This window comes from Neobacillus niacini, from assembly GCF_030817695.1.
Taxonomy (GTDB): domain Bacteria; phylum Bacillota; class Bacilli; order Bacillales; family Cytobacillaceae; genus Neobacillus; species Neobacillus niacini_F.
In genome coordinates, this window is sequence record NZ_JAUSZQ010000002.1 from 3,155,445 (window position 1) to 3,168,874 (window position 13,430).

11 protein-coding genes are annotated in these 13,430 nt (G+C 36.9%); 2 read left to right on the forward strand and 9 right to left on the reverse strand.

The features are described 5' to 3' along the window. Window positions 1-279: 279 nt before the first annotated feature. Together QFZ28_RS16060 and QFZ28_RS16065 are read right to left on the reverse strand one after the other, a co-directional pair. Complete coding sequence (locus QFZ28_RS16060; RefSeq protein ID WP_307195567.1) at window positions 280-1,437, reverse strand: plasmid pRiA4b ORF-3 family protein; 1,158 nt, start codon at window positions 1,435-1,437, stop codon at window positions 280-282. A gap of 330 nt (window positions 1,438-1,767) precedes the next feature. Continuing rightward, window positions 1,768-4,164, reverse strand: coding sequence for an endo-1,4-beta-xylanase (locus QFZ28_RS16065; protein WP_307195568.1), 2,397 nt, complete (start codon window positions 4,162-4,164; stop codon window positions 1,768-1,770). Between the two features lie 298 nt (window positions 4,165-4,462). On the opposite strand from QFZ28_RS16065, the gene QFZ28_RS16070 reads away from it, so the two are divergent. Then, window positions 4,463-5,245 carry an AraC family transcriptional regulator gene (locus tag QFZ28_RS16070; RefSeq protein WP_307195569.1) on the forward strand — a complete coding sequence of 261 codons (783 nt, stop codon included), beginning with the start codon at window positions 4,463-4,465 and terminating at the stop codon, window positions 5,243-5,245. A gap of 483 nt (window positions 5,246-5,728) precedes the next feature. Here the strand turns inward: QFZ28_RS16070 and QFZ28_RS16075 are convergent, their stop codons facing one another. Next, complete coding sequence (locus tag QFZ28_RS16075) at window positions 5,729-6,697, reverse strand: aldo/keto reductase family protein (RefSeq protein ID WP_307195570.1); 969 nt, start codon at window positions 6,695-6,697, stop codon at window positions 5,729-5,731. Window positions 6,698-6,812: 115 nt separating this feature from the next. On the opposite strand from QFZ28_RS16075, the gene QFZ28_RS16080 reads away from it, so the two are divergent. Further along, a complete protein-coding gene (locus tag QFZ28_RS16080; RefSeq protein WP_307195571.1) occupies window positions 6,813-6,977 on the forward strand; it encodes a hypothetical protein in 165 nt (54 codons plus the stop codon). An 82-nt stretch (window positions 6,978-7,059) separates the two neighbouring features. Here the strand turns inward: QFZ28_RS16080 and QFZ28_RS16085 are convergent, their stop codons facing one another. The 6 genes from QFZ28_RS16085 to QFZ28_RS16110 form a co-directional block, all read right to left on the reverse strand. Beyond that, complete coding sequence (locus QFZ28_RS16085; protein WP_307195572.1) at window positions 7,060-8,094, reverse strand: M28 family peptidase; 1,035 nt, start codon at window positions 8,092-8,094, stop codon at window positions 7,060-7,062. A 127-nt stretch (window positions 8,095-8,221) separates the two neighbouring features. Next, window positions 8,222-9,082 carry an amidohydrolase family protein gene (locus QFZ28_RS16090; RefSeq protein WP_307195573.1) on the reverse strand — a complete coding sequence of 287 codons (861 nt, stop codon included), beginning with the start codon at window positions 9,080-9,082 and terminating at the stop codon, window positions 8,222-8,224. Between the two features lie 419 nt (window positions 9,083-9,501). Continuing rightward, on the reverse strand, window positions 9,502-9,702 hold the full coding sequence (locus tag QFZ28_RS16095; RefSeq protein ID WP_307195574.1) for a hypothetical protein: 201 nt from the start codon (window positions 9,700-9,702) through the stop codon (window positions 9,502-9,504). Window positions 9,703-9,984: 282 nt separating this feature from the next. Continuing rightward, entirely contained in the window at window positions 9,985-11,061 is a 1,077-nt protein-coding gene (locus tag QFZ28_RS16100; RefSeq protein WP_307195575.1) for a hypothetical protein, read from the reverse strand. A gap of 42 nt (window positions 11,062-11,103) precedes the next feature. After that, window positions 11,104-12,285 carry an Nmad3 family putative nucleotide modification protein gene (locus tag QFZ28_RS16105; protein ID WP_307195576.1) on the reverse strand — a complete coding sequence of 394 codons (1,182 nt, stop codon included), beginning with the start codon at window positions 12,283-12,285 and terminating at the stop codon, window positions 11,104-11,106. A gap of 665 nt (window positions 12,286-12,950) precedes the next feature. Further along, the gene (locus QFZ28_RS16110; RefSeq protein ID WP_307195577.1) at window positions 12,951-13,253 is read right to left on the reverse strand and encodes a hypothetical protein; all 303 of its coding nucleotides are present in this window, start codon (window positions 13,251-13,253) and stop codon (window positions 12,951-12,953) included. Between the last annotated feature and the right edge of the window lie 177 nt (window positions 13,254-13,430).

Here is a 13,430-nt window from a genome sequence, read left to right on the forward strand (position 1 = left end):
CAATCTTTAAATACACCAAAAGCATCCCATATTTGGAATAGTTGTCTATGTTATCTGAAGATACCACTTTTATCAGCAAAAAAGAGGGATACTATGCGATCCCTCCCTTACCTATCTATTCAGATCAATTCTAAAAAAGGAACATACCTTTAAGATCCCTTTATTTAAGCTTTTTTGCTAATTATTTGCACTATCTTTATTTAAAGGATCATGGGTAAATGGGTTCCCCCGTTGCATTAAAGCAGTAGTTCACTGGAGGACAGACCCATTTATCTCTAATCACAAAAAATATGAATATCGATAACCTTTAATGATATGCTTAAGTCTATTATTAATCTTCGCTTGGCTTATGTTTCTTTCCTTTTGATTTTCTGCCCATGTTTTCATGTCCTCATGTTCTGGATCGTTTTCATCTGCCATAATTCGTAGATATTCCTCATAACCGCCTTCTCCACCTACATTTTCAGGAGGTCTCTCTCCGATTCCTTCAACAAATATTGCACGCAACTCATTTGATTTTACGACCTTTTCCATTGTTATGGTATGTTCCCAGGAATCACCAAAATCGTATTCATATAGCACTTCACCATAGGTTGGAAAAATTTCTTCAAGGGCAACAAATCGCTCCTGAAGAATCTCAAATGCTTCAAAATCAAAAAATTCCATCGACTCAGTGTCGTCATCCATCACAATTTTGAGGTCCTTCCTTTCCGCTCTTTCCACAACGAACTCATGTAAATGATCGTTATGCCAATCAAAAACTGCTTGAATAATATTATGTAAATGTCTAAAGGAAAAAGTGGAAGGCACTATAACCCGTCGCCAAATTTCATGCCCCTCTAGATTGATTTTAATTTTCAGTTGATACATATCGATTTCAAGAACATCCTCCACCGCTTCATGACCTTCCTGTCCATAAATAAGGCTGAGGCATTCGAGCATTTTTTCAATGGGATAAAACCCTGGATCGTTTCCAGACAATTGAATAAAGTTGCCGGTTATCATGCTAATGTATCGTTGTATTCTTGTCTTTTCATCTGAATATTCTTGCATGATCTCAATTTCACGCAAGGCATTATTCATCTTTCCAACCATACTTCTACTTGCCGTTTTCGAAAACGTTATTTCACCCGCTTTTTCCATATATGCTTCAATGACTTCTTTACGGACACCTTCCATACGTAAAGCCGTAATGATTGCCTCACGAATTAATTCATTTATTTTGGAATAATCCTTTTTACTTGGCCTATAGATAACGATCGAATACCTTGTTTCATAATTCATCAAAACAATCGCTTTTTTTCTATCAATACTGACAAAATTAGCATGCCATGCCATGAAGCTATTAGGGAACTGCTCATGCCCTTCTTGAGGATGCAGTTCACTATTCTTTATTCCAAGCTGATCCAGCAAAGATTTCGTACATTGGATTAACATATATCTCCCCTTCTCATGTTTTCATAATTAAGTGACTATCTTGATATTTACAAAATAAAAGTGGCCAGGCACCACCCAGTTTTTCCTATATGTAATTGTGAGCTCTTTAGCGCTCCCTTAAAGCTTGACCCATAACTCATCCAACAATTTAAGAAGTTTTTAGAACAACTCCTCTATGTATTCTCAATATACTCCTTTTTATTCATTCTCCACCACCATAATGATTTTTTCCTTTTCCAAAACGTTATAAAAATGACCGCCGCTAAAATCATCATTCCTAAATTAGTAAAAGCAGTGATAGTATGAACGTATCACTGCCTTTAGCTTTTTTTATTTACTGGAATTATCGTGCTTCGCGGTAATCATTTGAGTCGTAAGGGTAGAATTGCCCGCATTGTCTGTTGCCTTATAAGTGACGGTATAAATACGGTCTCCGCTGCCCCTTCTCTCTCCACGTATCAAGAAATTAGTATCGAATGTTCCAAAATCCGCTTCTTGGATATCTTGTGTTGAATTTCCATCACCTGTTCCATTATCGGACTGATTGCTAACAATAGATATTAGCTGCACGGTAGCAACATCCGAAATAGTATCATAAGCATTTACAGTGGCTGTAATTGGAACCATTTTATGATTTCGATCACTGATGACTGATTGATTAAATGAAAAGTCTAAGGTTGGTGCCGTTTTGTCAATCAACACTACAACCGATTTTGTATCTTCCGTATTCCCTGCTTTATCCACGCTTCGATAGTAAACCGTATTCACACCTTCGGTGGTGACTTGAATTCCATCTGTATAAGGGACCCACTCGTTATTGTTAATCTTATATTCGGTTTTCGCAACACCTGAATTTTCATCAGTGGCTGATAATTTTACCGAAACGTCTTGATTCGTCCAATCAGTTGGTACACCGCTTGCTGTAGTTACTGGATGCTCACGATCTACTGGCTCTTCGCCATTACCCTCAGGCCAATTAACAAGAAGTGTATCGGGCTCTCCGCCCGCTCCAACTTTTTCCACCTTAATCCAGTTGATCGAGAAGGCGTTACCTCCTCCGCCGCCACGGATGGCGATGTTACCAATCAGACCATCAGCAGGTTGTGAACCATCTAATTTTATTTCAGTCGTTAACGTATAGCTTCCCATATTTACCATACCACTGTTGAAATACGCAGGTAAATACGTAGCCACTTGGTTAGCAGAATACGGATGGCTGTTTACGTTCGCTCCATCAGTACTCGTATAACCGCCATTTAAATTATCTTTTATCCAACGTACACGGATAGAGGTTGTACCTTTTGCGGTATAGTTGAAACTTAAACGGTAGGTTGCGTCTTTCTCGGGAGTGAAAGCTACTTTTCCGCCTTCATCGGTTGTAGACCATGGCCACTGGGTTGCATCGTTACCTAGGATGATATTTGCTCCGGACCAATTATCTCCTTTGCTAGTATCATACACATAGACACCGTCGATTTGCTTTTGCTCTTCTTTTTCCGGGTCAATGTAATTGTGGGTTGCAAGAAACTCTGCAGGGTAGAGAATCCCTAGCAATGCTTCTTTGGCTTTACCATCGTAGTCATACACCATCGCAAATTCGCCGCCTTTCCAGCCAGTGAGTACATCTCTCACGCCGGCGAGTTTCACTGTTGTAATAACCTTTGGATTGCCTGTAGTATTTGCTGGACCTGCAGCATAATTTCGATAGATTTGGAACAATTCAGCATACTTCATACCTTGATTATTTTCATTCTCAGGTGTAAGTTCACCAGGTGGTAAAGCAATGTCCATCTCAGTAACGTTAACCTTAACTCCTGGGAGTGTCGCAAATAGCTTGATGTTTTCCTCAACGTTTTGAACATTGGTAGAGAGGTTGTAGTGTCCCTGCATACCAATCACTTCAATCAGAGGTTTACCATTTGGCCGGACACCTGCATACCGCTCATTAATATCTTTTACCATTTCATAAACAACTCGAGCTTTCGAAGGAGAATCAAGACCAAAATCGTTGTAGATCAGTTTGACATCCCATCCATTGTGGTCAACAACTTCGGCTGCTTTCAAGAAGGCAAGCTCTACCCATTCCCAGCCTAGCGCCATATACCAGCCTTCTCCTTTGGCTAAGGACGCTTTCCAATCGCCAGGAATTGAGTTTCCAATCGCTTCGTTAACAACATCCATACCTTCAATGGTGCTTCCGTAGTGGCCAAGTACATTTTCAATATGAGTATTGAGGTTTTCTAGAGCCGTTTCTCTATCAAATTTACCTGGCTGACCGTATCTAGCCGGTGGTGCATCCCACATCCACGTAGGTGACTGTGAATGCCACGCGAGAGTATGTCCGTAGAAAAGCATATCTGGGTTTCTATCAGAATAGGTTTTCATCACATTATCAGCACTAGTATATGTAAAAATACCTTTTTCACTTTGAGTACTCTCCGGTTTCATCTCATTCCCCGGTGTATACGAAGCGTAATTGTATAGCATTCCCTCAATCTCACCCTTACCAAAAATCCCAAAGGAGAAGTAATCTTTATAGACATCCTTTAGTGCCGGATAATTTTCGTAGGTTAGTCCCGTGGGAGGTAATTCGGTGGTAGCTGCGTCGGCAACTAACGGCGAAAGGCTATTTAAGACTGGTACCGCTAGCAGTACTGAGAGTGATAGAGACAAAGCCCCCTTAGCGGTTTTTTTTATCAGCACTTTAAGAGATCGTTTATTTTCCAATAATATGTCCTCCAAGAAGAATATTTCCCCGATTTTTTTTTGAGTGGGGTTCTCGATGTTCATTCCCATTGGTGTCGTACAACGATGTTAAGCGCCTTCTTTTTCTAGTAAATTGTAAAATAATTATTATTCCTTTCATCACCTCCTTTACGTGAATAATGCTACAGACAGTACCAAAAGCTCATTTTTTCTAATTTCATTGTCCTATGACTTTAAAAGATTTCCTTGAATATGAAACTGTAATTATCTCTTGAGAATTCTGCTCCATTCTATTAAGTTAATTAAGGGGGGTGTACACATGGATATTGAAATGCTACAAAACTTGGTTCCACATATTCTTCTTTTTGTTGATAGACGTTGTACTCCCGGATGGGAAATCATTAACAAAAAAATCGGCTTCCAGGACTTGACTTTCGTTGTGGCCGGGAAAGCCAACTATTTCATTAATGGAGTAAAATACACTGTCGAAGCCGGGGACGTCATATACATACCTGAGGGCAGCGTCCGCGAAGCACATACATTCTACGAAAATCCAATGCATTCTTTCGCTTTTAATTTCAATTGGACACCAGCGGGCAGTCCCATCGCTCTGCCATTGGAACCCGTGACGAAAAATGTCATAACGAGTGAGATTAGGGGTTATATCAAACAGTTCACACAAGTATGGATGAGTAAGCAGCCGGGATATATCATGCAAGCAAGAGCTCTATTTATGCTGATTATCCATAAGCTTCTATTGATTTCCTCTCATAAATCGTCCTATATACAAACAGATTTAAGAGTGAAAAAAGTGTTGGATTACGTTAATGAGCGCTACCCGGATAAACTTGAATTGTCTGGAATAGCCACGCTCTTCAATCTTCATCCGGTTTATTTCGGAAAACTATTTAAAGAAAATACCGGTTACTCGTTCAAAGAATATTTGAATTTAATTCGTTGTAATAATGCTGAGATGTTGTTGGCCACAGGTGGATTTTCGGTAACTGAGGTTGCTGAACGGTGCGGTTTCAATGATGTTTCATATTTTAGCAATGTGTTTAAATTGATAAAAGGCTATCCGCCATCTAATGTTTCCAAATAAGTGATTTCATTAACGATCTTTCCTATCATGAAAATTTATTTGGTTTAAAAATACAATCTTTTACAGGGTGTAGAGCATTAGGTTGTATTTTTAAAAATATGTTATATATATGTTACTTAATTATAAAAAAAAAGCGAGTTATTCATCCATAGAAGAACTAGATATTTTTTGTAATTATTAAATGTAATTTTCTTTTCTCTCAAAAAAAAGTGCCAGGCACCTCATTTCATGATCTAATGATTGAAATGATTTGCCTCCCCCATAAAAACCTTTCTAAATTACACACTTTTGGATAGCTTAACTTCTCCATTCGTTCCCTTATTTGTATACTTGATAAAAAACGTACTATTCTACTAAATCCCAACCGTTGCTAATTCTTGTTTACTATTAATAAAACAACAAAAATAGAGTGCTAAAACCTTCGAAGTTTTAGCACTCTATTTTTAATATTATTTTATCCTCAAAAATTGAACTACTTACTTTTCAACGGCCCAATTTAAAAGTGTCTCTATGCAAAATCCCCTCAATTTTTTCAATAACCTCACTCGTAAGTTCAATTTCAACGGCTTTGACATTTTCTTCTACTTGGCTTGGTCTACTTGCACCAATTAATGCGCTTGAAACATTTGGCTGACGTAAAATCCATGCTAACGCAAGGCTAGGGAGAGTGATTTCTAATTCCTTGGCAATCTTCTCTAACTGTTCCACCTTCGTAAAGGTAGTCTCCGTCAACATACCTTTCATGAAGTTGTTGATTTCTGCATTGGAGGCACGGCTATCCTCTGGAATGGTATTCCCTTTATATTTTCCTGTTAGTATTCCCTGAGCGAGAGGAGAAAAGACCACCTGTCCGATTCCATGTTTTGAACTCACTGGAATAACTTCTTTTTCAATATAGCGGTTTAACATGTTATATACAGGCTGGTTCACGACAATTCGATCTAAAAGGAATTTATCAGCGACACGGACTGCCTCTTCAATCTGAGCCGCACTCCATTCACTTACACCAGCATAAAGAATTTTCCCTTGACGAATTAAATCATCAATGGCTCTCAACGTTTCTTCCACTGGCGTTTCTGGATCATAGCGGTGACAATAAAAAATATCCACATAATCTAAGTTCATTCGCTTCAAGCTCGCATTTGCTTGTTCAATTACATGCTTCCTTGATAATCCGCGATCATTCGGACCTTCACCCATTGGCCAGAACGCTTTTGTGGTAATGACATAGGATTCACGTGGATATTCCTTTAACGCCCCAGCCATAACTCGTTCACCTTCACCACGCTCGTAAACATTGGCAGAATCAAAGAAATTTATCCCTAGTTCGTATGCTTTATGTATGGTTTTCTCAGCTGTGTTATCTTCAACCGTTTTCCCGTAGGTTAACCAGCTTCCTAAACTTATTTCACTTACCTTTAACCCACTATTCCCTAAACGTCTGTATTTCATCGAAATTATACCTCCCTGGATAATTATTAAAGGACTTCGTATAAACTATATAAAATTTGCACTATTTTTACAATTAAGAAATACTGCAGGATTAAATTTAACCTATGAGCTTGGAGTGACCCTTCATATTGACCAAGGCTTTCATAATGCAGATATTGATAAAGATGTTAAACCTCTATATGCTAGTCTTCTTGTGGAAATCCTCGGCTTCTTCAGAACAAGAAAAAGCCTCGTTCCTGCTGAAGAAACGTTGGAAATCATCTCGTTATGTAGTCAATAAACAAAATTAGGGAGGATTACTTTAAAAAGGTAGTCTAAAATGTAATATTTAGAAAAGGCAAAAAGAGAGCACCCCGGCTGGATTAAAGTATCCCCAAGTCTTTCAAAGTTGATTTGATTTTTTCTAAATCATTATTTGGAGTTTTTGATAATTCTCTTATCAAGAAATCGCATATGCGGTCAAGATTATGATGAGGTCCTATTTCAGCATTAAAAAAACGGCTTAGCTCAGCTGTTTCTGATTCATGATTGAATGGAGGATTTTCAGCAGAGGTAAGTAAAAATTCAGCAGTATGATCACCAAATTTCCTGTTTATTGTTAGAATGCAGTGTGTGATATAGGTAGAGATATTTGATATCTTCTCTAGATTTAATTTTTCAAATGTATCTTTCGGAGTATGATAGTTGGGATCATGACCACATGTGAAAAATAGGTTCGGCTTCCTGTTACGATCAAAGATATAATTATCGGATAAATGAAATAATCTTCTGCTTCTCAACCGGTATACTTGAAGATTTTTTATATGATTTTGTGTGATTTCAATAGATTGCGATAGGAATGGGGATGTATTTGCTCCAATCACGAACAAAGAGTTTTCACGGTCTTTTACACCTACAGAATGACCACACAAATCTAAAATAAATGCTCCAAGAAAATGATCGTAATTTAATCGTTTTTGACTATCGCGATAAAAATGGATACTACCCATACTTTTGGTTAAAAAGTATCTGTGCTCCTCCATATCAAAGATTGCTAGAACAATATTTATATTTAAGTTTGATGACTTTAATGAATCAAGCACAGACAGTAGTATGCCGACGGCAGCAGCATTATCATTTGCCCCTGGACAGCCATTTAAATGATCATAGTGGGCTCCTAAAAGCAGCCATTTATCACCGTGTCCCTTTTTTCTGGCAAGGAGATTTCGTCCGATTTTACCATGAAAAGCGGTATAGGTTTGTTCCCATTCTTTCTCTACTAATGGAGTTAACGACAACTTCTCAAACTGTTCCAAGATAAGTTTTCTTGCAACGTCATGCCCTTTTGTTCCTGGTACTCGTCCATTTAGGTTCGGATTGGATAGCTTTTGGATCAGCTTAATATATTCTTTTTTCAACAAGTATCCCTCCTTTTTCGTTCTCTATGTAAGGAGCAATTACATTTGTTAGAAAAATGACTATTAGCCTTGAACCTTTACCATGGTTACACTTAGGGGATTCTTTTTGGGAATAACATATTCGTTTTCAATTAATCAATCCTAAAAAGTTTTTCCCAAGAATATATTCCTTTTGGTTATCAGGAATTTGAAGTGACTCAATCCAACTTTTCTTAACTGAATAGTCATATTCATTGAATTTTTTCATTCCATATGGTCCGTCGCAACCATAAAGCACTTTACGATACCCTAGAGCTTCTACTACTTTCTTTACAATAGACGGATTAAGGTAGTCACTTGATGTATCAACAAATACATTTGGTTGATCCTTAACGAATTTCCATAGTTTTTTCCAAAAAGGAAGACCTGCATGAGCATAAATTACTTTAAGTTTCGGATACTTTTCAGGCAAATATTTAAACGAGTCAGGTTCTGAAGATAGATGTATAATCATAGGTATTCCTTTTGATTCACACATAGCTGCAACTGGATCAAGTACCTCCATACTATATCCATGCATGAACGGATGAGCTTTTACTCCGATAAAACCGGGTTTATTAAGATAAACCTCTACATCTTCCACTGATTCAGGAATCAATGGGTTCACTGCAACCCAGCCTAGAAATCGGTCTGGAAACCGATCAATGGCAGCAACAACAATGTCATTATTCGGCTTGGTAAAAATTTTGTATGAATTCCCATAAAGTTTGAAATAGCCATCTTTGACTAGCCCATCATAAATTTTGAGTCCAATTTGTGGTGCATTCAGTATTAGAAAACGGAAAAAGCTTTGTAAATTATGTTGAAAAGTACTATCTACTTCGAACATGGTTTCATTCATGGGGGCAATCAAGGCTGTTTTAGATACATTATGTTTATTCATACCCTCTATCATTTTTTCGAGGGTCAACATTGTTTCATCCACATGAAAATGGCAATCAACGTTCATAAAGTTCCTCCCCATTTACTACGTCCTTCAAATTTCTAAAGGAAGTTCGGTTCTTTCTTTTACCATAATACTTCTATAATAGAATATAATCAGTCTTTTAGATTCGCAAAAGGTCTCTTGTTATATATATTCTTGAAATCATAAATTAGATTTTTTTCTACATTTCTTGGTTCTTCATCTATTAATACTTTCCACAGATTAAAAGATTTTTTCTATCCTTTCGGCTCATATGGAAGTCTTTGAGAGCTATAGACTTCGATGGTATTATCGTTTGGCGTGTTGATAAAATAATGTGGTTGATTATCTTTTTTATCTTCTATTTGGATAACTTCGGAAAATTCCTGCCTGCTGTTTTAACTCTTCGCAAGTCTTCTTTCATACTTTCGTAATTTATGAGACAATACTTTCCTCTAGAAACTTTATTTATTACACGATAATCTTCCGGGATCGTGATGATTCATTTCCTCCTTGGGAAACAGGTACCATATCTGCCATACTTGTACCAATGTCCCTCCATCGATCCCGTATTTCTCATATATCCAATCCTTAATTTCCTTTATCGTACGCTCCCTGCCTGGTGTTTCAAATGCTGCATTAATTGCTTCAGGTAGTATTGGCATAAAATATACTCCCTTTCGAACATTGGTTAACTCCGAACAATATCTATATTTCTCCAAGTATCGTTACCTTGACTGTTCAATTCCGCCTTTTAAGGGAATGATACCCCAGGTATTGTTCCCTTGACTCCTCAATTTTGCCTTTTGAGGGAACGATTCTCCTAGTATTGTCCCCTTGTCTCTTCGATTTCGCATTTTAAGGAAACGATTCCCCAGGTATAAGTGTTCGTTACCAGTATCCAAAAAAAAAATTCCAGGCACCTTTCAATTGGAAGGTTTCAATATTTATAGGAAAGGATCCGGTTCAATTTTAAGCGCAAAAACCAACATACTTAAATTTAACTTGAACGAGCTATACTCGATTTCCTGCTCTTCCTTTAACTCTCGAACTTGCTGCTGAATTTTCACCCAATCGTTTTGCAGCCCCCGCGGGATGGATTCTTCTTTTTCTCTCACCTTTTTTAAGGTAACTAAATGTCGTCTTATTAGCTCATCATAGGTAATCTTAATCGATTTCCCCATTTCTTTTTGCCGGCTAAGCAGTATTTGCTCCTGACTCCTCCTGGCATTTAGATACTCGTTTAATTTGAACAAATGCTGTTCCAGAAGCGGAAAGTCTATTTCTTTAAAGGTTTGTATTTCCTCATGTTGAAAGTCCTCTGGGATTTCCACATTAAACCCATCCCTATTAATAAATCTTTGAACCACTTCTTCTTTCTTCCACCGGGGTAACGCGTCATAGACTGTTTTTTGCGCATCACTAAACTCTTCTAGTACCTTTTTTGTTTGAACCTTTTTGTCGTATTCTTTTTTAATAGTGTAGACTGTAGCTATTTGCCTGTCCGTTAACGGTAGCCCAATCTTGGCTTGGTGGACAATGTCCTTTGGTAAGTCTTCTATGTAGATAAATTTTTCAATCGGAAAGAATTGTTTCCTTTCGTATTTTGTTAAGATCTCATCCCGTTCCAAATCAATGGTATGAAATCCTTTCTTAATATCACTGATCAGTTCAGGAGATAAAGTCGTATAGTTTTCCAGGCAGGTGACTCCTAATTTATAGGTTTTCTTTTCCTTTGAATGGTAGACAATGTATTGATAGCGGAGCGGAGTCCCGCACTCACAGCGAAACGGTTTGTTGCCAAACCCTCCATCTAGTACTTCTTTCAATACCCAGAACTCCATTTGCTCCTCAATCTCTTCATCCGTCATCCCTTCGCTTAAAGGAATCCCTTTTTTCTGAGAAAGTACCTCCAGCCATTTACTCTTCTTGCCCTGTTTAAGATGAGCACTTAAAAACTCCTGCTGCTCTGGAGATAACGTATTCAGAATATCATTCACTTCGCGTTCCGTTAATGGCTCCATCGCTCTCCCCTCCTTTACACTAGTATTCTGATTTTTGTTTTTTTACTGATTAATCGTTTTAAAATTTAAATAATGCTCAATCGTCTTCACATATGTTTTCCAATCCTTATACCTTCCTTGGATTTTTCCAACCAAAGTAGAATCAATCTGGTTTTCTTCATTATATATTCCATGGCGACGCATGCTTTCAAGTCTATTCATATATTGCTTTACAGAAATAGACTGTATCTTCATTTCCCCTTTACGAAGAATATGTTTCTGTGTTAAATATTCCTGGAAGTTCAATTCTTTAATCCCTGTTTTTGCAGCAGGCATTTCTTCACGGTATATATTATTTTGGTTTTTCAAAAATAGCTCCCGTAACCATTCTTCTCCTCTTTCCGTTAGCTCTGTGATGAACTCTTGCCCGATACCTGTTTTTACTGTACAAAATCCATCTTGTGTTTTTTCCCATGTCTTTAAATGAACCTGTGTAAGATTATGATAAAAAAAGATTGGCAATTTCCAGGTACCTCTATTAGATTCCTTGTTGCAAGAAAGCAATAAAGAGTCGTTTAATGTCGTAAAATAACCACAGCCAGGGATATTTAAATCCTCATATAACCATTGATCAGGTAATAATATATAGTTCTTCTTGTTTCTTTTAAAAGCCGCTTCTGTAATGTGAGGATGATGATAAAGGTTATATGGTTCAATAACTTTTTTACATTCCTCATACGTTTCTATTCTCTTTTTCACTTTTAACCAACCATACAGATAATGACCAGCTATTTTTTTATTTGATGTTGATTGAAAACCACCAAAAAATAAAAAAATAGATCCTTCGTTAACATTGTGATTTCCTAATTGAGGTGCAGCGTTAAATTGTCCGAACCCCATACCGATTTTACAGGTTTCATTTATTACTACCCAAGGCGGTGTTCCTAGCATCGGATCAAAGTGTGCAAATAACTCACTATCATCAATGGAAGAGTACTCATCTTTTCGTAACTTTATACGGTCCTTCCCCTTAAAACTTTTATAAACTTCACTTAGATTAGAACCTTTTAGACTATTAAGATATCCATTTTTAACGAGTACATCTGAATATCGAATTTGATTTGAATAACTATTTACCTTTTCTGGTATTGGAAACCATATGTATTCCCCCGTATCGTGGTTATAGGGAGACAAACATCCTCCGCTTCCGGAATCAAATCCTTTTCTACTAAGGACTAATTTCATATTCTTTGCCCTCCTACAGTTAAAGACAAGACTCTTCACTATTTTTAAAGTTTAGAGAAATAATTGAAAGTTCTATGTTAAGAAAGCCTGTTCATTTTTAATCAGCAACATCATAATCATCCTATCTCACAAGCTACTAGCCCATCATTGTTTTTCGTTTTCTAACTGATTTACAACAATTAAAACGCTGCTAATATAATTATTTTTGTACAGGCTTCTTCCCCATAGAGCTCTTTTATAACATCACCTAGTTCACTAGGATAAAGTATAGCTGTCCAAGATCCCCAATCTGTTTGCTTTCCGATTATTTCTCCTCTATCAATCTTATTAATGATTTTGAAGAAGACGTTGCGAGCGTCAGGAAAAATGTTACTAATCCTTTTTAGGAATATTTCCAGACCAGTTTCCATTTTCATAATCAAATTCTGGATCACTTAAATCGCCAATATAGACCTCTACTTCCATTTTCCCCACCCTTTAATAGAGATATGATACTAACTCACTTTCGAATATTTACCTTTTTCAACAATTCATTAGGTGTGGAATTTTTTAATCCATACAGTTCTTTGATCAATCGAGCACTATTTTTAAAGATTTCTAATGGTTATTACATAGAGGTAATAAATAAATCTCTCTTACTCTACAGGAATGCTTATGCTTTATTCCTATTTTCTAACATAATTTTTTAAGACTGCAACCATACACCCGGAGACAATTAGACGTATATCCCTTTTGTGATTGCTCATTTTATCAAGGACGTTTTCTTGCTTTTCAGTAATTTTTTCTGACCTGTTCAACAAATCCTTTAATTCTTCATCTGTATAATTGCCAGATTCCAGTTTTTGCTTAATTATCATTTCAATGACGTTTTTATCTTGTTTCACAAACTCATTATAATTTTCTTCTGATTTATCAAATGACTTCAATATTTCCTTAGCAAAATTAGGTACTTCTCCAATCTTATCCACCATATTCCCTACATAAGCTTCATATCATTTCTAAAGTTGCAAGTTTACCGCTCTTAGCTTCTATTAATTCTACTCCATTATCAGGTTGCTTTTTCAAAGTATCCAACTCCTTCTTTTTAACTATTAAATAACTTCTTCAATCAGGCAAATTCTCCTGCTTAATATAAAAGAAGAAGA

Bases quoted from the DNA above. Each gene is read 5' to 3' on its own strand.
- QFZ28_RS16060 (WP_307195567.1), bottom strand. From the start codon at position 1,437: ATGTTAATCCAATGTACGAAATCTTTGCTGGATCAGCTTGGAATAAAG.
- QFZ28_RS16070 (WP_307195569.1), top strand. From the start codon at position 4,463: ATGGATATTGAAATGCTACAAAACTTGGTTCCACATATTCTTCTTTTT.
- QFZ28_RS16075 (WP_307195570.1), bottom strand. From the start codon at position 6,697: ATGAAATACAGACGTTTAGGGAATAGTGGGTTAAAGGTAAGTGAAATA.
- QFZ28_RS16090 (WP_307195573.1), bottom strand. From the start codon at position 9,082: ATGAACGTTGATTGCCATTTTCATGTGGATGAAACAATGTTGACCCTC.
- QFZ28_RS16095 (WP_307195574.1), bottom strand. From the start codon at position 9,702: ATGCCAATACTACCTGAAGCAATTAATGCAGCATTTGAAACACCAGGC.
- QFZ28_RS16100 (WP_307195575.1), bottom strand. From the start codon at position 11,061: ATGGAGCCATTAACGGAACGCGAAGTGAATGATATTCTGAATACGTTA.
- QFZ28_RS16105 (WP_307195576.1), bottom strand. From the start codon at position 12,285: ATGAAATTAGTCCTTAGTAGAAAAGGATTTGATTCCGGAAGCGGAGGA.